Below are 20,547 nucleotides of genomic sequence, written 5' to 3' on the forward strand. Positions count from 1 at the left end.
GAGGTCACTGTCGATGAGCATGACCCTCACCGGTGCGCCGGTCAGCCCCGGACGCGCGGCCGGGCCTGCCGTCACGATGCCCGATCCCGTCCCGGAGCCCCGCACGACCCGGCTCGGGAGCGCCGACGTCGAGGCCGCCGTCGAGCAGCTCGCCGCGGCTGCCGCCTCCGTGCGCGACGACCTCACCGAGCGTGCGGGCCAGGTGACCGGGACGGCGGCCGACCTGCTCGCGGTGACCGCCGCGATCGCGGCGGACCCGACGCTCGCCGCCGACGCCGAGCGCCTCGTCCGCGCCGACCGGCTCACCCCGGAGCGAGCGATCTGGGACGCGGCACGGGCGCTGGTCAAGCAGCTCGAGAAGCTGGGACCGCCGTTGTCCGAGCGGTCCCGCGACGTCCGTGACGTGCGGGACCGCATCGTCGCCGAGCTCATCGGGGTGCGCCCGCCCGGCGTGCCGCGTCCCGACCACCCGTTCGTGCTGGTGGCCGACGACCTCGCGCCGGCGGACACCGCGACGCTCGACCCGGACGTCGTCCTCGGGGTCGTGACCAGCGGGGGCGGTCCGACGTCGCACACCGCGATCCTGGCCCGGGCGCTCGGCATCCCGGCCGTCGTCGCCGTGCGGGGCTCCGAGGAGATCCGTGACGGCGAGACGGTGCTGCTCGACGGCGGTGCCGGCATCGTCGTGCGCGACCCCGCGCCCGAGACGGTGGCTGCGGCCCAGCAGCGTGAGGCGGCCCGGCGCTCGTTCGACGGCCGGGGCCGCACCGCGGACGGCACCCGGGTCGAGCTGCTGGCCAACGTCGCGGACCCCGCCGGTGCGCAGGCCGCGATCGAGGCCTCGGCGGAGGGTGTGGGCCTGTTCCGCACCGAGTTCTGCTTCCTCGGGCGCAGCACGGAGCCCGCCGTCTCCGAGCAGGTCGCCGCCTACCGCCGGGTCCTCGCCGCGTTCCCGCGCCGCAAGGTCGTGGTCCGCACCCTGGACGCGGGGGCGGACAAGCCGCTGCCCTTCGTCACCAGCGACGGTGAGCCCAACCCTGCGCTGGGCGTGCGGGGCCTGCGCACCGCGGCGACGCGGCCCGGGGTGCTGGACCGCCAGCTCCAGGCGATCGCCACGGCCGCCGAGGCGGAGAACGCCGAGGTGTGGGTGATGGCACCCATGGTCGCCACGGCGGCCGAGACGGCGGAGTTCGTCGCGGCCTGCTCCCGGCACGGGCTGAAGACCGCCGGGGTGATGATCGAGGTGCCGGCCGCGGCGCTGCGCTCGGCGGACGTCTTCGCCCACGCGGCCTTCGGGAGCCTGGGCACCAACGACCTCATCCAGTACACGCTCGCCGCCGACCGCATGCTCGGCGAGCTGGCGGCGCTGTCGACCCCGTGGCAGCCCGCCGTGCTGGATCTCGTGCGGCTCTCCTGCGAGGGCGCTGCCGCGCACGGTCGCCCGATGGGGGTGTGCGGCGAGGCGGCGGCGGACGCGACGCTGGGCCCGGTGCTCGTCGGGCTCGGCGTGCGGTCGTTGTCGATGACCCCGAGGGCGCTGGCGGACGTCGCCGCGGTGCTGGCCCGGGTCACGCTCGACGAGTGCCGCGAGCTGGCCCGCCTCGCCCTGGCCCAGGACGACCCGGTGGAGGCGCGCAACGCCGTGCGTGACGCGATCCGTCCGGTCCTCACCGACCTGGGTCTGTGAGGAACTCCTCGAGGGCGTCGAGCGCGTCGCGGGCGCGGTCCGTCTCCGCCTGAGCCGCGTCGTCAGGGACGTCGACGGTCAGCGTCACCGTGGTGCCGGCGTCGGCGCCGAGGGTCATGACCGCCAGGATGCTCGCCGCGTCCACCGGCGGGCGCCCGTCCCGGGAGATGCGGACGGGGACGGGCTGGTCGGCGGCGAGGCGGGCGAAGAGCGCGGCGGGGCGCGCGTGCAGACCCTCGGGGATCGCGACCACGGTGTGGCGTTCCATGGCGCCATCCTGCCCGATCCGAGAGTCCCCTGTTGACCTCAAGCTCGCTTGAGCTTCTAGGTTCGGTCTCGCCGGGACACGGCGGACGGACCGACGAAGGGCACAAGGATGACGGACGACACCGGGGCACCCCCCGTGACCAGGACGCGGACCGCGTCCGACCACCCGACGGGCGGCCCACCCCGCGCGGGCCGCAAGGAGTGGATCGGTCTGGCGGTCCTCGCGCTGCCGGCCATGCTCCTGATGATGGACATGACGGTGCTCCACCTGGCCGTCCCGCAGCTCACCGCAGACCTGGCACCCAGCGGGACGCAGCTGCTGTGGATCACCGACATCTACGGCTTCCTCATCGCCGGGTTCCTCATCCCGATGGGTGTCCTGGGGGACCGGGTCGGACGACGGCGCCTGCTGCTGATCGGCGCGGCGGCCTTCCTCGTGGCCTCGCTCCTCGCGGCGTTCTCGCCGACCGCGGAGCTGCTCATCCTGAGCCGCGCCCTGCTCGGTGTCGCGGGCGCCACGCTCATGCCGTCCACGCTCGCGCTGATCCGCAACATGTTCCACGACCCGGCGCAGCGCACGTTCGCGATCTCTTTGTGGATGCTGAGCTTCATGGTGGGTGGCGCCATCGGTCCGCTGGTCGGCGGGGCCCTGCTCGAGCACTTCTGGTGGGGCTCGGTCTTCCTCGTCGGCGTGCCTGTCATGGTGCTGCTGCTCGTCGCCGGCCCTCGCCTGCTGCCCGAGTACCGGGACCCGGCGCCGGGCCGCGTCGACCTGACGAGCGCGGCGCTGCTCGTCGTCGCGATCCTCACGACGGTCTACGGCGTCAAGGAGCTGGCCTTCTACGGCCTCGGCGCCGCCTCGGTGGTCACGACGCTCGTCGGTGCCGGGCTGCTCGCGGTGTTCGCGCGCCGCCAGCGCCGTCGCAGCGTGCCGATGATCGACCTCACCCTGTTCTCCCGGGCGAGCTTCAGCGCATCCCTGGCGCTGGTCGCGCTCGGCACCTTCGCGATGATGGGCTTCAACCTCTTCGTGGCGCAGTACCTGCAGCTCGTCGCCGGCCTGAGCCCGCTCACGGCAGGCCTGTGGACGCTTCCGGGGACGGTCGCCGGCATCGTCGGCGCCCTCGGTGCCGCCACCGCGGTTCGCAGGGTCCGGCCGGCGTTCGTCATGGCGACAGGGCTGGCCGTCAGCAGCGGAGGCTTCGCGCTGCTCCTGCTCGCGGACTCCGCGGCCGGGCTGCCGATCGTCGTGCTCGGCTCGGCGGCGGCCTTCGTCGGGCTGTCACCGGTCGCCGTCCTGGGCACGGACCTCGTGCTGAGCACCGCCCCGCCGGAGCGTGCCGGGGCTGCGTCCGCGATCTCCGAGACGGGCAACGAGCTCGGCGGTGCGCTCGGCCTCGCGGTGCTGGGCAGCATCGGCTCCGCGGTCTACCGAGGCCTCATGGTCGAGTCCGCGCCCGTCCTGGGAGACGTGCCCGACGCCGCGACGGAGACCCTCGGTGCCGCTCGGGCGGTCGCCGCCGACCTGGGTGGCGACCAGGGTGCGCTGCTGCTCGACACGGCGCGCGACGCGTTCACGTCGGGTCTGCACGTCGCGGCGGCGGTGTGCGCCGTGCTGGTCGTCGCGCTCGGCGTGGTCGCCCTGGTGACGCTGCGCCACGTACCGGCCGGTGGTGGGACCGGGGAGCACTGAGAGGCGGTCGTCTCAGACGGCGGCGCGGTCGATCGCCTGCTCGATCCCGTCGAGCAGGCGGTCGAGCGTCGCGTCGAAGGACGCGTGCCCGGTCTCGAAGCCACCCGCCTCCCAGATGCGGGTCATGGTGGGGTAGCGCCGGGGGTCGAAGTACGTGGTCCAGAAGTCCGACATGGAGTCCCAGTAGTCGTCGTTGCTCTGGCCGGACTCGGTGTCCTCGGAGCGTTCGGCGACGGCGGCGCGCGCGGCTCCGCGGACGTAGGTGTCGACGAGCCCGACGAGCTCGACCACCCGGGCGGGAGGCAGGCCGGCGTCGGCGAGGATGCGCAGTCCGGCCTCCTCGGCGTCGAGCACGTGGGGGGCCAGGGGCAGGCGCCACATGTTGGTCTGCAGGATCCACGGGTGCCGCAGGTAGAGGTCGCGGTGCTCGCGGGCATGGCGGGTGAGGGCCGCGCGCCAGGGCTGGCCGGGCTCGGGCAGGGAGAGCTCGCCGAAGGCGCGGTCGATCATGAGGTCGACCAGCTCGGTCCGGCCCGGGACGTAGGTGTACAGCGTCATGGCGCCGACGCCGAGCTGTGCGGCGACCTTGCGCATGGACAGGCCGTCCAGGCCGGTCTCGTGGACGACGGCGGTCCCGGCGGCGACGACCTCGTCGAGGGTGAGGCGGGCCTTGCGCCCGCGGCCCGAGGGTTGCGGAGGGTCCCACAGCAGCGCGAGGCGCCGAGCGGCGTCGGGGCTGGCGGACGGTGGCGTGCTGCTCGTCATGGACCTTGCTCCAGGCTTCCGTATCCGGGGTTCCGCGCGATTTCCGTACAGTGTATGCTAACGTCTCGACATCATTTCGGTACAACGTACGAGAGGCGGGTCGCGATGATCCGAGCGAGAGGTCTGACGAAGACCTTCACGCGGGGCAAGGACACGGTCGAGGCGGTGAAAGGTGTCGACATCGACGTCACGGAGGGCGAGCTCGTCGCCTTCCTCGGCCCCAACGGGGCGGGCAAGTCCACGACCCTGCGGATGCTGACGTCCCTGCTGCAACCCACGGCCGGCACCGCGAGCGTCGCCGGGTACGACGTCGGCACCCACCCCGCGCAGGTCCGCGCCCGGCTCGGCTTCATCGGCCAGGGCAACGGGGGCGGGTTCAGCTACCAGGTGCGCGACGAGCTGCACAACCAGGGGCGCTTCTACGGGCTCACGCCTGCCGAGTACAAGCGCCGGGCGAGCGACCTGGTCGAGGCGCTCGAGCTGAACGGGCTCGAGAAGCGGACCGTGCAGTCGCTCTCCGGCGGTCAGCGCCGACGGCTCGACGTCGCCCTCGGGCTGATGAACCACCCGCCGCTGCTCTTCCTCGACGAGCCCAGCACCGGCCTCGACCCGCACTCGCGCGCCAACCTGTGGGGCCACATCACCGCGATGCGCGAGCGCTACGGCATGACCATCGTGCTCACCACGCACTACCTCGACGAGGCCGACGACATGGCCGAGCGCGTCGTGGTCATCGACCACGGCGAGATCATCGCCGACGCCCGCCCGGACGTGCTCAAGCGCGAGCACGCCGACGACGTCCTCACCCTCGACGTGCGCGGCGGCTCGCCGGACGCCGTCCGCACGGCGCTCGCCGCCGTCGTCGGGCCGGGGACGGCGCACCCCGGGGAGGTGACCGTGCCCGACGACGGCGCACCGGACGGGCCTGACGGCCTGCGGGTGCGGGTGGCCACCTCGCGCGGGGCCGACCGGCTGCCCGAGGCGATCGAGGCGCTGCGGATCGCGGGCCTCACCACGACGTCGGCGACCGCCAAGCAGGCCAGCCTCGACGACGTCTTCCTCAACCTCACCGGCCGCAGCCTGCGCGAGGAGGCAGCAGCATGAGTGCTCAGACCCAGACGACCGGAACCGCCAGGCGGGAGGAACCCCGCATCGTCGTGCGCACGGGGCCCGGCAAGTTCGTCACCGACACCCGCGCGGTGTTCACCCGCGAGATCCTGCTGACGCTGCGCGACCCCTTCACGCTGATCTTCTCGCTGCTGCAGCCGCTGGTGTTCCTCGGGTTGTTCGCCCCGCTGCTCACCGGGACGTTCGCCGACACCGGGATGACCACGGCACAGACGCTGCAGTGGTTCGTGCCGGGCGTGATCGTCATGATCTCGCTGTTCGGCACCTCCATGACCGGTTCGAACCTGCTGTACGAGCTGATGACGGGCTCCTACGAACGGGTGCTGGCGACCCCGCTCGACCGCTCGGCGATCCTCGTCGGGCGCGCTCTCAAGGAGTTCGCCCCGCTGGTGGTGCAGGGCCTGCTCATCGCGGTGCTGTGCCTGCCGTTCGGGTTCCGCTTCAACCCGCTGCACGCCGTGGCCGCGTTGGCGCTGCTGGGGATCTTCGGCATCGGCGTCGGGGCGCTGTCGTACGCGCTGGGCCTGGCCGCCAAGAACCGCGAGTGGCTGTTCTGGGGGGTGCAGCAGGCGCTGATCTTCCCGCTGCTCATCCTGTCCGGCATGATGCTGCCGCTCGAGACCGGCCCCGGCTGGATGCAGGTCGCCGCGCGGTTCAACCCGCTGACCTACATCGTGGACGCGGAGCGGGCGCTGTTCGCCGGCGACGTCACCGACCCCGTGGTGCTCTGGGGCCTGGTGGCTGCCGTCGTGACGTGCGCGGGCGGGCTGCTGGTCGGCGTCCGCACCACCCGTCGCCACACCTGACCTGACCCGACCCCACCCGACCCCCGCTGAGCGCTGTGGGCGGGAAATCTGGCCCTTTTTGCACTTGATGCACCTTTTCCGGACCCAGATTTCCCGCCCACAACGCTCGGCAGGGGGCGGAGCTCAGCGGCCGGTGTTGTTCATCTCGTCCGGGTGCGAGCCGGTGCGCTCGCCGCGGTCCAGCGCCGTGATGTCCGCGACGTCAGCCTCGGAGAGCTCGACGTCGAAGATCCGGAAGTTCTCCTCGATGCGGGCGGGCGTCACGGACTTGGGGAAGACGACGTCACCGCGCTGCACGTGCCAGCGCAGCACCACCTGGGCGGGCGTCTTGCCGACGTTCTCGGCGATGCGCATGATCGTGGGGTCCTCCAGGAGGCGCCCGCGGCCCAGCGGCGACCACGCCTCGGTGACGATGCCGTGCTCGGCGTTCACCGCTCGGACGTCCTCGTTGCCCAGCCACGGGTGGACCTCGATCTGGTTGACGGCCGGCACCACCGTCGTGGAGTCCATCAGGCGCCGCAGGTGGTTCGGCTGGAAGTTCGACACCCCGATCGCCCGGGCACGACCGGACCGGTAGATCTCCTCCAGGGCGCCCCACGCCTCGACGTACTTGTCCACAGCCGGGAGCGGCCAGTGGATCAGGAACAGGTCGACGTGCTCCAGCCCCAGCTCCTCCAACGACTGGTCGAAGGCCGCCAGGGCGTCGTCGTGCGCGTGGAAGGCGTTGTTGAGCTTGGTCGTGACGAACAGGTCGTCGCGGGCCAGGCCGGAGGCGGCCAGCGCCTCGCCCACCCCGCGCTCGTTGCGGTACATCTGCGCGGTGTCGATGTGCCGGTAGCCGACCTCCAGGGCGGTCGTGACGACGTCGCGCGTCTGCTCCGGCGGGATCTTGAAGGTCCCGAACCCGAGCTGCGGGATCGCGACGCCGTTGTTGAGAGGAACGGTGGGGATCGGCTCGTTGCTCATCGGCCCATCCTGCGCACATCGGGCGTCCGGACGCGAGTGACGAACGTCGGCGCGCCCCGCCCTGTCCTCCGTGCACCGGTCGGGGGCACAATGGAAGGACACCGGGAGGTGCCTGATGGTCACGAGGGACGAGGCGCGAACAGCCAAGAGCGCGCTGCGCCACACGCTCGAGCACGTCGACGGCGTGTGCGGCGTCGGGCTCACGCAGCGCGGCGACGACCACGACTGGGTGCTGCAGGTCAACGTGCAGAGCGTGAGCGCGCGCAAGGACGTGCCGCCCGACGTCGACGGCGTTCCCGTGCGGGTCCACGTGGTCGGAGCCGTCGAGGCGCTGTAGCCGCCCGGCCGGCTCAGGCCTCCGCGTCGACGCCGTGATCCTCCCGGAAGGCGTCCACGATGCGCTCGGTGCCGCCACCCACGTGCAGGAACTGGTCGTCGAGCACCCGGGCGAGCTCGTCGAGCGCATCCTCGAGGACGCTGCCCATCCGACGGACGCGCCGGCGGGTCAGCGCCGGGTAGACCTGCAGCACCCAGGACACCGCAGCCGTGAGCAGCGCGAAGCCGAGGAGGCCCTCGACCGGCGCGGCGATCCGCAGCCACGGCGTCAGCGGGGTGATGTCGCCGTAGCCCACCGTCGTGAGGGAGACCAGCGAGAGGTAGAGCGCGTCGACCACGGCGCCCAGGCCCGTCAGTGTCCAGCTCACCCTCGGACGCTAGGCGTGCGGGCGGTCGCAGGCACGCCGGAGCCGCGCCGCGAGGCCGGGTGCCCTCGCCGCAGCTCATCCCTGGACCGGTCGGTCGCCCGGCAGCCCGGGACAGCCACCCCTGGTGCCCGGGACACCTCCCGCCGGATCGTCCTTCCCTAGCGACCAGTCCGCGGCAACCCGCTGCGGCCGCACCAGGAAGGACCGTTCCCGTGCACCCCAGCACCCCCACCACCGCACCGTCCACCGCAGCCACGACGTCGCGCCGCACCGCACGTCCGTCCCGCCGGGCCTGGGCATGGACCGGCGTCGCCGCCGGCGTCCTCGGCATCGTGTCGATCCAGGCCTCGATGGCGCTCAGCGCCAACTGGGAGGCCGTCGCCGGCGACGCCGAGGCGGTGGTCACCGACCTCGGTGGCCGCACCGGCACGCTGCTGCTCTTCCACACGACGACGATCGTCTGCGCCCTGCTGCTGCTCGTCTTCGCCGCGGGCCTCCGGCGACGCCTCGACGCCCAGGCGCCCGCCGGCTCGCTGCTGCCCACCGTCGCGGCATGGGGCCTGGTCCTGACCTCGGTCGCCGGTCTGCTCGGCTCCGGGCTCGACACCCAGTTCATGTTCGCGGTCACCGAGCCGAGCACGATGGTGGTCGAGTCCGGGGCGTTCTACAGCGACTGGGTCGCCACGATCCCGTGGCTCTGGGTCGGGGCCGGGCTCGCGGGCGTCTCGCTCGGCCTCGCCGCCCTGCGGCACGGGGCGGCCCCCCGATGGATCGGCGTCGTCGGGCTCGCGCTCGGTGGCATCGCGCTCCTGGCCGGAGTCTCGCCCTTCCAGTACCTCGCCGGCTTCGTCGCCCCGGTGTGGTTGCTCGTCACCGCGCTCGGGTTCGCTCTCGGGGACCGGCGCTGAACGCACCGGGTGAGGTTCTGCCGAGGACCTGGCCGGAGGCTCGGCCGCGGACCTACCGTGAGTCCGTGGCCGAGCCCCGGCCCGGCCGCGCCGGGATGCCCCGCACCGCGTGGGTGGTCGGCGCCCTCGCGTGGCTGCTCGGCCTGTCCGGGCTCGTGCTGCAGCTCGCCTCCGGTGTCACCGTGCTGCTCGGGGACCTGCTCTTCGTCGTCGTCGACGCCTCCGTCGCGCTCGTCTACGGGACGGTCGCCGCCGTGGTCCTGGCCCGTCGGCCGCACGTCGTCGGCTGGCTGACGGCGCTCGCGGCACTCGGCGGCGGGATCGCCGCGCTCGGTGGCGGGTGGCGCAGCTACGCGTCCACGCATCCCGCGCTGCCGCCCCTCGAGCGGCTCGCCGACGCCTACGGCTGGGCGTGGGTCCCGGGCACGGTCGGGCTGTTCGTCGTCCTGCCGTGGTTCGTCCGATCAGGCCGACCCGGGCCGGCCGGCATGCTCGGCGCGGCGGGAGGCGTCACCTCGATCGTCGCGTTCCTCCTGGTCGGCTCGGACCCTCGCCCTGCGATCGTCGGCGTGGTGGTCATGGGACTCGTCACGGCGGGTGCGACCGCGTGGCGCTGGCGGCGCGGGCCGGTCTCCGACCGGCGCGGACTCGGTCTCCTCGCGCTCGGCACCGCCCTCATGGCGCTGTCCTTCCTCCCGCTGCTGGTGACGTGGGCCTCGCCCCAGGTGACCTATGCGCTGCCGCTCACCCACCTGGCGTGCCAGGCGCTGTTCCCCGCTGCGATCCTCGTGTGCATCCTGCGCAACCGGCTGTGGGGCATCGACCTCGTGCTGTCGCGGGCGACGGTCGCCGCGATGCTCGCGGTCGGCCTCGCAGTCGTGTACGGCACCGTCGTCGTGGTCGCTGCGACGATCGTCGACGGGCCGGCGGTCCAGGTCGTCGCCGCGGTCGGTGTGGCGGTCGCCGTCCAGCCCTTGCACTCCTGGCTGCGGAGCCGGGTCCGCACGCTCGTCTACGGGGACGCCGACGATGCCGGGCACGCGGCGCTCAGTGTCGGCCGCCGCCTCGCGGCGACGGCGGAGGCGACAGACCTGGTGAGCACGCTCGGAGCCGGGGTGCGCGAGGCGTTGCGCCTCGAGTCGGTGACGATCGAGTGGCCCGCAGGGCAGTCCACCGTCGGTCCGCAGCCCGACGCCGCGTCCGCCGAGACGGTGCTCGACGTCGAGCACGGCGGGCGCCTGCTGGGCCGGGTGCGCGCCCGGCCGCGTGCGGGCGAACGGCTCGACCGACGCACCCGGGAGGCGTTCGACCAGATCCTGCCCGTCGTGGGCGCAGGCCTCGCGCTCGCCCAGGCCACGCGTGAGCTCGAGGACGCCCGGGACGCGACCACGCGGGCCCGGCTGGCCGAGCGGCGGGTGATCCGCCGGGAGCTCCACGACGGGATCGGCCCGTGGCTCAACGGCCTCCGCCTCGGTCTCCAGGGTGCTCGCAACACGGTCGAGGTCGACCCGCAGGCCGCTGCCGAGGTCCTCGACGTGCTCGGTGCGGAGGTCCGCCGTCGGGTGGAGGATGTCCGCATGCTCTCCCGCAGCCTGCTGCCGCCGTCGCTGGACGACCTCGGCCTGGAGGCTGCGCTCGGTGAGCTGGCGGGCCGGCAGGCGGTCGCCGGGTTCGTCGTCGACCTGCGGTGCGAGCCGTGCACCGGGCTCGACCCCCGTGTCGCCGCCGCCGCGTACGGGATCGCGAGCGAGGCCGTGGTCAACGCGGCACGACACTCCGGCGCGGACGAGTGCCGGCTCACCGTCGAGGTGACCGCCGACACCCTCGTCGTGACGTGCGAGGACGCCGGACGTGGCATCCGGGCAGAGGCACGGCCCGGTGTCGGGTCCCGGTCGATGCGTGAGCGTGCCGAGGAGCTCGGTGGCCGGCTCGTGGTCGAGCCGCTCGACCACACCGCCGAAGACCCGGGAACACGGGTCCGCGTCGAGCTGCCGCTCGAGCCCGGCCGGGGGGCCGGCGTCGGCGGGACGATCGAGGGGGTGCGATGAGCCCGCCCGTGCACGTCGCTGTCGTCGACGATCACCCGGTCTTCCGGCTGGGCATGGTCGCGCTGCTCGACTCGCTCGCCGGGATCGAGGTCGTCGGGCAGGCCGCGTCCGCCGCCGAGGCACGGGGACTCCTCGGGCTCGGGTCGGGCGACGGCTCGAGCGTCGACGTCGTGCTCATGGACGTCGACCTCGGGGACGGGTCCGGCGTCGAGGTCACCCGTGACCTCGTCCGGGCACGGCCGGACGTCCGCGTTCTCGTGGTGACGATGCACGAGACCGACGACGCCGTGGTGTCCGCCGTGCGGGCCGGGGCGCGCGGCTATCTCGTGAAGTCGGCGAGCCCTGCCGAGGTCGAGCGGGCGGTCCTCGCGGTGGCCGACGGCGCGATGATCCTCTCGCCGACCGTGGCGGAGCGTGCGATGGCCTACGTCGTCGGCGGTGGTGCGGCCGTGCGCATGCCGTTCCCCCAGCTGACGGCTCGTGAGCGCGAGGTGCTGGATCTCGTCGCCGCCGGCCTGGACAACAGCGCGATCGCCCACCGGCTGTCGCTGAGCCCCAAGACGGTGCGCAACACGGTCTCCGCCGTGCTCACCAAGCTCGCGGTGCGCGACCGGGCCGCGGCGATCGTCCGTGCGCGAGAGGAGGGGCTCGGGACGGCGTGACCGGTCCGGGGGCGAGCCGGTGCGCTCGCCACGGTCCAGCGCCGTGATGTCCGCGACGTCCGCCCCGGAGCTCGACGTCGAAGATCTGGAAGCTCTCCTCGATGCGGGCGGGCGTCACCGACTGGGGGAAGACGAGGGGCGAGGCGCGAACAGCCAAGAGCGCGCTGCGCCACACGCTCGAGCACGTCGACGGCGTCCCGGTGCGGGTCCACGTGGTCGGAGCCGTCGAGGCGCTGTCGGTCCACAGAAGTCGGCCGGCCTTGATGTCCGGCAGGTGCCAACGTCTGTGGGAAGCGTGGACGGACAGCCCGAGGTTGTCTTCGCCGCGTCCGCGCTCAAGAGGCAGCACGACCTCGACTACGACGAGGGCGACCTGGAGCGGATCATCCGATCCGACCTCTTCGTGACAGAGGTGGATGGAGGCGGTGATCGAAGTGGCGCGCACACTGGAAGAGCTGATTGCCTACGGCGAGGATCTCGCCGCGCAGTTCGAGGACGACGGCGACCGCAGGATGTTCCGCGAACCGTCGACCCGGAGCAAGTTGGCCCTCGCTGCGATGCGGCGGTCGTACGCGGAGCGGGACCTCCGCCTCGCTGTCGTGGAAGCCAAGGGCGAAGGCATGTCCTGGGACCAGATCGGCGAGACTCTCGGCGTCTCGGGTGAAGCCGTGCGCAAGCGGTACTCGAAGGCCGTGGGCGAGGAGAGGGATGCGTCCCCGAAGGAGGGCAACGTGGGCCTGCGCCCGGCCAGCGTGCGGTCAAGAGCGACGAGACCCTCGAAGGACCTGTCCGGACTCCTCCATCGCCTTGACTTCACCGAGCTCGGGCAGGTTCGCGAGGTCGTCATCATGCTGCACCACGAGGCGCAGGGCGCGGAGACCGAGAGGTTCGAGGAGCCTGAACCGACTCCTCGGGGGCGCCTGACTGGATCACCCTGATCTGATGGAGGCTCTGGTCTGCCCCCGGCTTCCGTGGAGCCAGCCCAGGTCGAGAGCCGCCTCACCCGAACCGTCGCAGCAGCGATCCTCGCCCGCCCAGCATGGTCGCGCCGTCGGGCGCGGAGGGTCTTACTCGCCGAGCGCGACAAGGACGAGGGTCGCATCGTCGACGTCGAGATACGCCGCCGTGACGAAACCGGACTCCGCGAACCTCTCGTCCAGGGCAGGTCCGGTGAGCAGCGGGCCGTCAGGCAGGGCGGGCACGAGGGCGTCGACGACGTCCGGTGCATCAGTCGTCTCCACCGGCGAGGTCTCGGCCGCCAGGGCTTGCGCGACCGCCGGGTCGACCTGAATGACGGCGTCGATCCAGTAGGTCGTCGGGCCCGGGACCTCGCGGTCGCCCGTGGTGCCGGACGCCCACGTCGCGCCCACCGGGGTTCCGAGCGCGGAGAACCGGTCGGTGAGCGGCTCCAGGTCCGCGCGGAGCTCGCCCTGGCCGGAGGTCGGCGAGCAGGCGGCGATCGCCAGCGCGAGGGCGAGGATCACACTCGGGCCGACGGTGCGCCCGGTTCGTCCGAGTCTGGTCGCGGTGCTCATCGTTCCTCCGGGGCGGGCGCGGCGACGACGGACCCTGCATCGTCCGTCGTCCAGGTGACCGGCCGTCCTCATGGTCCGGCATCCGGGACGCGGTGTCACTCCGGTCGGCGCCGCCGTGAAGACCCCGCGCCTCGGTCGTCACCCCACGTGATGCCGCAGAATATCCGAGTGGCTACCTCCCCCCGCCTGCCCCGTGTCCGCGCCTCCGAGCTGGTCGGCCGTGGGTGGCTGAACACCGGTGGCCGGGAGATCGCGCTGGCGGACCTGCGCGGGAAGGTCGTGATCCTCGACTTCTGGACCTTCTGCTGCCTCAACTGCCTGCACGTCCTGGACGAGCTGCGCGAGCTGGAGGAGTCCCGCCGCGAGGAGCTCGTCATCGTCGGCGTGCACTCGCCGAAGTTCGCGCACGAGGCCGACCCGGACGCCCTGGCCGCGGCGGTGGAGCGGTACGACGTGCGCCACCCCGTCCTGGACGACCCGGAGCTGACCACCTGGGACGCCTACACCGCCCGGGCCTGGCCCACGCTCGTCGTCGTCGACCCGGAGGGGTACGTGGTGGCGCAGATGGCGGGGGAGGGGCACGCGTCCGCGATCGCGGCGATCGTGGACGAGCTGGTGGCCGAGCACGAGGCCAAGGGCACCCTGCACCGGGGTGACGGCCCGTACGTGCCGCCCACACCCGAGCCGAGCACCCTGCGGTTCCCGGCCGAGGCGGTGCAGCTGCCGGGTGGCAACCTGCTCGTGGCCGACGCCGGCCACCACTCGCTGGCCGAGCTGGCGCCCGACGGCGAGACCCTGGTGCGGCGCATCGGCTCGGGCGAGCGCGGGTTCGTCGACGGCGGACCCTCGACGGACGGGAGCCACGCGGCCCGGTTCAGCGAGCCGAACGGGCTGTGCCTGGTCCCCTCCGAGCTACGCGCCCGCCTCGGCTACGACGTGCTGGTCGCCGACACCGTGAACCATGCGCTGCGCGGTGTACATCTCGACTCCGGTCAGGTGTACACGGTCGCGGGGACGGGTCGGCAGTACATGGTCGGCGGGCAGGAGAACGTCGCCGCGCCGGACGAGGCGCCCCGGGCGCACGAGACGGGCGACCAGTACCCACCCACCTGGGTCAACCTCTCCTCGCCCTGGGACGTGGCCTGGTCGCCGGACCTGGCCGCGTTCGTCGTCGCGATGGCGGGCAACCACACGCTGTGGATGTTCGACGACGAGCAGGGTTCGCTCCGGCTGCTCGCCGGCACGATGAACGAGGGTCTCGAGGACGGCGGCGGCGACGGCGCCTGGTTCGCGCAGCCGTCCGGCCTCGCACCGTCGCTCGATGCCGACGGTCGACCCGACGGCGGCCTCTGGCTCGCCGACGCCGAGACCTCCGCGCTGCGCCACGTCGCACCCGACGGCGGCTCGGGCGTCCGGGTGACCACCGCCGTCGGGCAGGGGCTGTTCGACTTCGGGCACCGCGACGGCCCGGCCGCGCAGGCCCTGCTGCAGCACCCGCTGGGCGTGGCCACGCTGCCCGACGGCAGCGTCGTCGTCGCCGACACGTACAACGGCGCGCTGCGCCGGTACGACCCGACCGCAGGCGAGGTCACCACCCTGGCGACCGGCCTCGCCGAGCCGAGCGACGTCGTCGTGCAGGCCGACGCCGACGGCGGCACCGTCCACCTGCTGGTGGTCGAGTCCGCCGCGCACCGGCTCACCCGGGTCGCGCTGCCCGCCGACCTCGCCGGGGAGGTGCTCGACGGCGGCGCGCACCGCGTCGCCCGCACGGCCACCGACGTCGCCCCGGGCGAGCTGCTGCTGGACGTGCCGTTCACCCCCGCGCCGGGCCAGAAGCTCGACGACCGGTTCGGACCCTCCACCGAGCTGCAGGTCAGCGCCACACCTCCCGAGCTGCTGCTCGACGGCGCGGGCGGCGGCACCGCGTTGAGCCGCGACCTACGCATCAACCCTGAGGTGCCCGAGGGAGTCCTGCACGTCACCGCGAAGGCGGCCTCCTGCGACGAGGTGCCCCTGGGCCCCGACGGCGAGCCGGACCCGGACGTGTTCCCCGCCTGCCACCTCGCCCAGCAGGACTGGGGCGTACCGGTGCGCGTCGTGCCCGACGGCGGCGCCACCCTGACGCTCCCGCTGCGCGGGGCGTAGGGGTCACACCATCGCGGCGGAACGTTCCCACAGCTCGCGCGCCGCGCCAGGGTCGGCCTTGCGCCGGACGCCCGTCGTGATCCGGCGGTGCTCGTAGTACGCCCCGGGGGCGAAGGTCTCCCCGGGTGTGCCCTCCGCCAGCCAGACGAGCTGGTCGGCGCCGCGCTCCGGGCTGACGGTGAACAGCCGCTTGAGCCGCCCGTGGTAGATCCGCCGCAGGACGTGCGTGGTGTCGCCCGCGAAGCCGGTGGCGACCACCCCGGGGTGGAAGGCGACCGCGCTGATCCCCTGGTCGCCGTACCGGCGCTGCAGCTCCTCGGTGAACAGGATGTTGGCCAGCTTGCCGTTGCCGTACGCCCGGTGCGGGGCGTAGCGCTCGGCGTTCTGCAGGTCGTCGACGTCGAACCGGCTGAACACCTGCGCGGCCCGGCTGGCGGTCTGGATCACCGTGGCCCGCCCGGCCACCAGCGCGGGCATCAGCAGCTCGGTGAGCAGGAACGGCGCCAGGTGGTTGACCTGGAACGTCTTCTCGTAACCGTCCACGGTCAGGGTGCGGTCGCCCATGATTCCGCCGGCGTTGTTGGCGAGCACGTCGATCCGCGGGCAGGCGCCCAGCAGCTCCTCGGCGAGGCGGCGCACCTGGGCCAGCTCGGCGAAGTCCGCCACGAAGGACGGGACGCCGAGCTCGTCGGCGACGGCCGCCGTCTTCTCCGCCGAGCGACCGACGAGGACGACCTGGTGCCCGTGCCGCACGAGCCGTCGGGCGGCGGCGGCACCGATCCCGTCGCTCGCCCCGGTGATGACGATGGTGCGGGGCACGGACCCTCCGGTGGTGTCGGTCGGCAGGCGGATCAGGCCGCCTCGAGCTCGTCGAGCATCCGCTCGAGATTCGCACGGGACGTCCCCACGTACCCGGTGACCCAGTCGCCCGAGTAGGCGCGCGGCACGACCTCGACCACGAGCAGGCAGGCGAAGTAGGCCCGGTACAGGCGCAGCCGCGTCCAGGCGGCCGGGTCGCCGTGTCCGGGCGTCCCGTCACCGAGACCGAGGTCGCCGCCGGCGTCCCGGTAGCCGCCGAGCACGTCGGGGTCCACGGCACCGGCCCCGAGCTGGTCGGCGCCGACCATCTCGAACAGAGGGTCTCCCCACAGGGCGCGCTCGGCGTCGAGCGCGGCGGCCAGCCCGTGGCCGGCGGGGTCCAGCAGGATGTTGCCCGGCCACAGGTCGGCGTGCACCAGGCGCGGCGTCGTGACGGTCGCCAGCACCTCGGCGTGGGCGTCGACGGCGGCCCGCAGGCGGCCGTGCGGCAGCGGGACGTCCCAGCGCACGGCGTCGTCCAGGACGGCCTCGACCATGGCGGCGAACGCTTCCGGCCACGTCGCCCGGCCGAGCCCGGACTCCGGGGCCGGGTAGCCGAAGCGATCGCCCGTGATCCGGTGCAGACCGGCCATGAAGCGGCCGAGCTCCCGACGCACCCGACGGGTGGTCTCGCCGTCGAGGCCCGCCTGGTGCCAGAGGACACCCGGCACGTGCTCGGTCACCAGGACGTCCCCGTCGACGTGCTCCCGGCTGCGGTCCGTGTGCAGGAGCGCCGGCACGGGCAGACCGGCCCGGCGGGCGAGCAGGTAGGCGTGCGCCTCCGTGCCCGCGATCCCGTGCTCGTAGCGCAGCAGCCGAGCGGTGTCCGCGCCGGTCACCTTCACCACGACCTGGCGGCCGTCGGTCAGGTCGGCGCGCAGCACGGTGGCGAACAGACCGCCCGCCAGGGGCTCGACGCCCCGCACGGTCCCGAGGGATGCCAGCACGGCGGCGACCTGGTCCTCGGTGACGGTGGTCTTGGTCAGCACCCGTCGAGCCTAGCCGCGCGCCCACCGGCCCGGAAGGGTCGCGTCACGCCAGGCCGCACTCGCGCGCGACCACGGCGGCCTGCATCCGGGAGGACACCTGCAGCTTGGTCAGCACCCGCGACACGTGCGTCTTCGTGGTGGCCTCGGAGATGACCAGCCGGGCGGAGATCTCCTGGTTCGACAGTCCTCGGCCCAGCGCGGCGAGCACGTCCGTCTCGCGGGGCGTCAGCCCGCCGACCCGCGGGTCGGCGGGCACGGGTGGTCCCGGGGCGGACGACGACGGCGCGGTCGCCGCGCTGAGCCGGGCCAGCACTCGACGGGTCACCTCGGGGGCGAGCACCCCGTCGCCGGCGGCGACCTGCCGCACGGCGCGCAGCAGGTCGGCGGGCTCGGCGGACTTGAGCAGGAAGCCCGCCGCGCCCGCCTGCAGCGCGCCGTCCACGTACTCGTCCAGGTCGAAGGTGGTGAGGACCAGCACGTCGGCCAACCCTCCTCCGACGATGGTGCGCGTCGCGGAGAGGCCGTCCGTGCCGGGCATCCGCAGGTCCATGAGCACGACGTCGGGGCGCAGCGCCCGCGCCATCGTCACGGCCGCGTCCCCGTCGGCCGCCTCGCCGACGACCTCGACGTCGTCTGCGGTCTGCAGCAGCAGCCGCAGGCCTGCCCGGATGGCGGCGTGGTCGTCCGCGACGAGCACCCGGACGGGGTGGGGTGCCGTCATGCCACGGTCCTGTCGTGCAGCGGCAGCTCGACCCGGACCACCCAGCGGTCCTGCGGGTCGTGCTCCGGCCCGGTGGACGTCGGCACCGCGGAGAACGTGCCACCGAGGGCCTCGGCACGCTCCCGCATGGTCAGCAGCCCGTCGCCGGCGCTGAGCACCTCGGGCGCGAGGGGCTGGGTGGTCGTCGCGGACAGCGCGTTGACGACCTCGAGCCGCAACGGGCCGTCGGCCGACCGGCGCAACGTCAGACGCACCGCGCTGCCGGGTGCGTGCTTGCGGACGTTGGTCAGGGCTTCCTGGACGATGCGGTGCATGGCCTGGCTCACCGCGGTGGGCCACGGCTCGTCCGCCAGGCGGTCGGGGTCGTCGACCAGCACCTCGTGGCCCCACGAGCGGGCCGTCTCCACGAGCCGGTCGAGGCGGTCCATGCGTTCCGGGGCGGACACGGGGTCGCGGGGCGCGTCGGCACGCAGCAGCTCGATCATCGACCGCATCTCCGTCAGCGACTCGACCGCGCTGTGGCGCACCTGGTCCAGGGCCTCGCGGTCCCGACGGGTGTCCGGCGTGCCCGCCAGCGCGGCTCCCGCGTGCAGGGCGATGCTGGACAGGTGCGAGGCGACGACGTCGTGCAGGTCGCGTGCCATCGCCGCTCGTTCCGCCTGGACCGCCTCGTGCCGCCGTGCGGTGGCGAGCCGGTCGAGGTCGGCGGCGCGTCGGCGCTCGAGCTCGGCGGCACGTGCCGCCTCGTCGGCGCGGGCACGCTCCAGCTCCGCGAGCTCGGTCTTCTGCCGGACGTTGTCGGCCCACCACATCGGCACGAGCAGGATCGCGCCGAGCTGGATGCCCGCGAAGACGAAGACCTGCAGGCTCCGCGTGGCCTCCCCGGCGACGACGGCACCCGCGACGCTGAGGACCGCCGCCGTCGTCCACAGGGCGGTCCGGGCCCGGCGCGACGACCACAGGGCGGCGGCGTACAGCAGGTCCCAGAGCACCAGGAGGATCGCCAGGCTGCCGCCCCACGCGAGATCGACCAGGGTGACGGAGACGCCGCCCGCCAGCGCCAGGAGGGGATGGGTGCGCTTGGCGAGGATGAGGAGGCACCCGGCGCCCAGCAGGGCGACGCGCCACCACGGCCGCGGTTCGACGGGCGTGAGGAGCCCGAGGTCCGGGGTGAGGCCGACGAGGCCCACCTGGAGAGTGACCAGGCCGCCCACGAACGTCAGCAGGGCTGTGCGCAGGTCCGCCCGGCGTGCGCTGGTGTCCACGACTCCCATCCCAGCACGGCCGGAGGATCTGCGCGTCGGTCGAAGGGTGTACACGGCGGTGCGGGGGAGCGGCAGGATCATCCGTCCGGGCGACGACGGCGCGGGTCGTGCCGGTCGATCCTGCTCGCATGGACCTCCTCGACCTCCCCGGCGCCGACGGCATGCTCCCGCTGGTCGGCGCTCTGGTGGTGCTCGCGCTGATCGACTCGACGAGCTTCGGCACGCTGCTCGTCCCCGTGTGGTTGCTGCTCGCCCCCGGGCGACCCCGGGTGGGCCGGATGCTCCTCTACCTCGGCACCGTGGCGGGGTCCTACCTGGTGATCGGGGTGGCGATCGCGCTCGGCGCCGGTCTTCTGCTCGACAGGTTCGACGGTGTGCTCGAGTCGCGACCGTGGCTCCTCGCCCAGCTTCTCGCGGGGGTCGGCCTGTTCGCGTGGAGCTTTCGCTTCGACGGCAAGCGGGCCCGCCGTCGGGCGGAGCAGGGGCGACCGTCCCGACTGGTCCGCTGGCGGGAGCGGGCGATGGGGACCGCTCCGGCCGGGAGCGGCCACGGCTCGGGCCCGAGCTCGGTGGCGACCACGAGCCTGACGCCGCTGCTGGGCCTCGCCGTCGGTGCCGTGCTGCTGGAGGTGGCCACGATGCTGCCCTACCTCGCGGGGATCGGGCTCGTCACCGCCGCGGACCTCCCCGCCGCCCTCGCGCTCGCCCTGCTGGCGGGCTACTGCCTCGTCATGGTGCTGCCCGCGCTGCTGCTGCTCGCCGCACGGAGGGCGGCTGCCCGGCGGGTCGACCCGCTGCTGCAGCGCGCGGAACGGTGGTTGTCCAAGAACGCCGCGGAGATGACCGGCTGGGTCCTCGGTATCGTGGGAGTGCTCCTCGCGCTGAACGCGCTCGGGCGGCTGGGGTGGACCGGCTGACACGACGGCGCGCCGCCGTCACGTGGGGCGATACCCTCCGGTGGTTCTCGATCCCGTCCGAAAGGCCCCCTCATGTCCGACCAGCCTCAGGACCCGCAGCAGCCGGGTCAGCCGCAGCCCGGTCAGCAGCCGTACGCCCAGCAGGGCCAGCCGTACCAGCAGCCGTACGCCCAGCCCGGTCAGCAGCCCTACGCCCAGCAGCCCTACGCGGCCTACCAGCAGCCCTACGGGTACGCCGACCCGAACGCCAAGTCGCGCATCGCCGCCGGCCTGCTGGGGATCCTGCTCGGCACGCTCGGCATCCACCGCTTCTACCTCGGCTACACCGGGCTCGGCCTGACGATGCTGCTGATCTCGGTGCTGTCCTTCGGCTTCCTGTCGTGGGCGGTGGCGATCTGGGGCCTGGTCGAGGGGATCCTGTACCTCACCGACAAGACCGGGAGCTTCTCCCGGGACGCCAAGGGCGTGCCGCTGCGCGACTGA

General features: G+C 73.6%; 21 protein-coding genes. 12 read left to right on the forward strand and 9 right to left on the reverse strand.

Annotated elements, in window-relative coordinates:
• Positions 1–13 precede the first annotated feature (13 nt).
• Complete coding sequence (ptsP, locus tag HDG69_RS01615; protein ID WP_171782038.1) at positions 14–1,687, forward strand: phosphoenolpyruvate--protein phosphotransferase; 1,674 nt, start codon at positions 14–16, stop codon at positions 1,685–1,687.
• Here the strand turns inward: ptsP and HDG69_RS01620 are convergent.
• Positions 1,668–1,955, reverse strand: a complete 288-nt coding sequence (locus HDG69_RS01620) for an HPr family phosphocarrier protein (protein WP_171782039.1) — start codon at positions 1,953–1,955, stop codon at positions 1,668–1,670. The genes ptsP and HDG69_RS01620 overlap by 20 nt on opposite strands.
• A gap of 108 nt (positions 1,956–2,063) precedes the next feature.
• Between HDG69_RS01620 and HDG69_RS01625 the strand changes: the two genes are divergently transcribed.
• Positions 2,064–3,647, forward strand: a complete 1,584-nt coding sequence (locus tag HDG69_RS01625) for an MFS transporter (RefSeq protein WP_171782040.1) — start codon at positions 2,064–2,066, stop codon at positions 3,645–3,647.
• A gap of 12 nt (positions 3,648–3,659) precedes the next feature.
• Here HDG69_RS01625 and HDG69_RS01630 read toward each other — a convergent pair whose 3' ends face one another.
• On the reverse strand, positions 3,660–4,412 hold the full coding sequence (locus tag HDG69_RS01630) for a TetR/AcrR family transcriptional regulator (RefSeq protein ID WP_171782041.1): 753 nt from the start codon (positions 4,410–4,412) through the stop codon (positions 3,660–3,662).
• A 105-nt stretch (positions 4,413–4,517) separates the two neighbouring features.
• Here HDG69_RS01630 and HDG69_RS01635 point away from each other — a divergent pair, with 105 nt between their 5' ends.
• Positions 4,518–5,516, forward strand: coding sequence for an ABC transporter ATP-binding protein (locus HDG69_RS01635; protein WP_171782042.1), 999 nt, complete (start codon positions 4,518–4,520; stop codon positions 5,514–5,516).
• Positions 5,513–6,346: an ABC transporter permease gene (locus HDG69_RS01640; RefSeq protein ID WP_171782043.1), complete on the forward strand. Its 834-nt coding sequence runs from the start codon at positions 5,513–5,515 to the stop codon at positions 6,344–6,346. The genes HDG69_RS01635 and HDG69_RS01640 overlap by 4 nt, the downstream gene beginning before the upstream one ends.
• A gap of 123 nt (positions 6,347–6,469) precedes the next feature.
• Here the strand turns inward: HDG69_RS01640 and HDG69_RS01645 are convergent, their stop codons facing one another.
• Complete coding sequence (locus HDG69_RS01645; RefSeq protein ID WP_171782044.1) at positions 6,470–7,312, reverse strand: aldo/keto reductase; 843 nt, start codon at positions 7,310–7,312, stop codon at positions 6,470–6,472.
• A gap of 115 nt (positions 7,313–7,427) precedes the next feature.
• Between HDG69_RS01645 and HDG69_RS01650 the strand changes: the two genes are divergently transcribed.
• Positions 7,428–7,649, forward strand: a complete 222-nt coding sequence (locus HDG69_RS01650) for a hypothetical protein (RefSeq protein ID WP_171782045.1) — start codon at positions 7,428–7,430, stop codon at positions 7,647–7,649.
• 13 nt (positions 7,650–7,662) lie between these two features.
• Here HDG69_RS01650 and HDG69_RS01655 read toward each other — a convergent pair whose 3' ends face one another.
• Complete coding sequence (locus tag HDG69_RS01655; protein ID WP_171782046.1) at positions 7,663–8,016, reverse strand: ion channel; 354 nt, start codon at positions 8,014–8,016, stop codon at positions 7,663–7,665.
• A gap of 212 nt (positions 8,017–8,228) precedes the next feature.
• On the opposite strand from HDG69_RS01655, the gene HDG69_RS01660 reads away from it, so the two are divergent.
• The 4 genes from HDG69_RS01660 (at position 8,229) to HDG69_RS01675 (ending at position 12,572) form a co-directional block, all read left to right on the forward strand.
• On the forward strand, positions 8,229–8,924 hold the full coding sequence (locus tag HDG69_RS01660) for a hypothetical protein (protein ID WP_171782047.1): 696 nt from the start codon (positions 8,229–8,231) through the stop codon (positions 8,922–8,924).
• Positions 8,925–8,989: 65 nt separating this feature from the next.
• Positions 8,990–10,972 carry an ATP-binding protein gene (locus tag HDG69_RS19490; protein WP_171782048.1) on the forward strand — a complete coding sequence of 661 codons (1,983 nt, stop codon included), beginning with the start codon at positions 8,990–8,992 and terminating at the stop codon, positions 10,970–10,972.
• Positions 10,969–11,634, forward strand: coding sequence for a response regulator (locus HDG69_RS01670; protein WP_171782049.1), 666 nt, complete (start codon positions 10,969–10,971; stop codon positions 11,632–11,634). Before HDG69_RS19490 ends, HDG69_RS01670 begins: the two co-directional genes overlap by 4 nt.
• Before the next feature lie 416 nt (positions 11,635–12,050).
• Positions 12,051–12,572 (forward strand): hypothetical protein, encoded by a 522-nt coding sequence (locus HDG69_RS01675; RefSeq protein ID WP_171782050.1) that lies wholly within the window; start codon positions 12,051–12,053, stop codon positions 12,570–12,572.
• 129 nt (positions 12,573–12,701) lie between these two features.
• Here the strand turns inward: HDG69_RS01675 and HDG69_RS01680 are convergent, their stop codons facing one another.
• Positions 12,702–13,169 (reverse strand): hypothetical protein, encoded by a 468-nt coding sequence (locus HDG69_RS01680; protein ID WP_171782051.1) that lies wholly within the window; start codon positions 13,167–13,169, stop codon positions 12,702–12,704.
• A 150-nt stretch (positions 13,170–13,319) separates the two neighbouring features.
• On the opposite strand from HDG69_RS01680, the gene HDG69_RS01685 reads away from it, so the two are divergent.
• On the forward strand, positions 13,320–15,314 hold the full coding sequence (locus tag HDG69_RS01685) for an NHL domain-containing thioredoxin family protein (protein ID WP_171782052.1): 1,995 nt from the start codon (positions 13,320–13,322) through the stop codon (positions 15,312–15,314).
• A gap of 3 nt (positions 15,315–15,317) precedes the next feature.
• Here HDG69_RS01685 and HDG69_RS01690 read toward each other — a convergent pair whose 3' ends face one another.
• The 4 genes from HDG69_RS01690 to HDG69_RS19495 are packed head-to-tail and all read right to left on the reverse strand — an operon-like array spanning position 15,318 to position 19,147.
• Positions 15,318–16,133 (reverse strand): SDR family NAD(P)-dependent oxidoreductase, encoded by an 816-nt coding sequence (locus HDG69_RS01690; protein ID WP_171782053.1) that lies wholly within the window; start codon positions 16,131–16,133, stop codon positions 15,318–15,320.
• A gap of 32 nt (positions 16,134–16,165) precedes the next feature.
• A complete protein-coding gene (locus tag HDG69_RS01695; protein WP_171782054.1) occupies positions 16,166–17,161 on the reverse strand; it encodes a phosphotransferase in 996 nt (331 codons plus the stop codon).
• Positions 17,162–17,204: 43 nt separating this feature from the next.
• Positions 17,205–17,882 carry a response regulator gene (locus HDG69_RS01700; RefSeq protein WP_171782055.1) on the reverse strand — a complete coding sequence of 226 codons (678 nt, stop codon included), beginning with the start codon at positions 17,880–17,882 and terminating at the stop codon, positions 17,205–17,207.
• Positions 17,879–19,147 carry a histidine kinase gene (locus tag HDG69_RS19495; protein WP_171782056.1) on the reverse strand — a complete coding sequence of 423 codons (1,269 nt, stop codon included), beginning with the start codon at positions 19,145–19,147 and terminating at the stop codon, positions 17,879–17,881. Before HDG69_RS19495 ends, HDG69_RS01700 begins: the two co-directional genes overlap by 4 nt.
• Before the next feature lie 128 nt (positions 19,148–19,275).
• Here HDG69_RS19495 and HDG69_RS01710 point away from each other — a divergent pair, with 128 nt between their 5' ends.
• Together HDG69_RS01710 and HDG69_RS01715 are read left to right on the forward strand one after the other, a co-directional pair.
• Complete coding sequence (locus HDG69_RS01710; RefSeq protein ID WP_246255946.1) at positions 19,276–20,064, forward strand: GAP family protein; 789 nt, start codon at positions 19,276–19,278, stop codon at positions 20,062–20,064.
• A gap of 72 nt (positions 20,065–20,136) precedes the next feature.
• Positions 20,137–20,547, forward strand: coding sequence for a TM2 domain-containing protein (locus tag HDG69_RS01715; protein ID WP_171782057.1), 411 nt, complete (start codon positions 20,137–20,139; stop codon positions 20,545–20,547).

It is taken from the genome of Isoptericola halotolerans (assembly GCF_013149785.1).
Lineage (GTDB): Bacteria > Actinomycetota > Actinomycetes > Actinomycetales > Cellulomonadaceae > Isoptericola > Isoptericola halotolerans.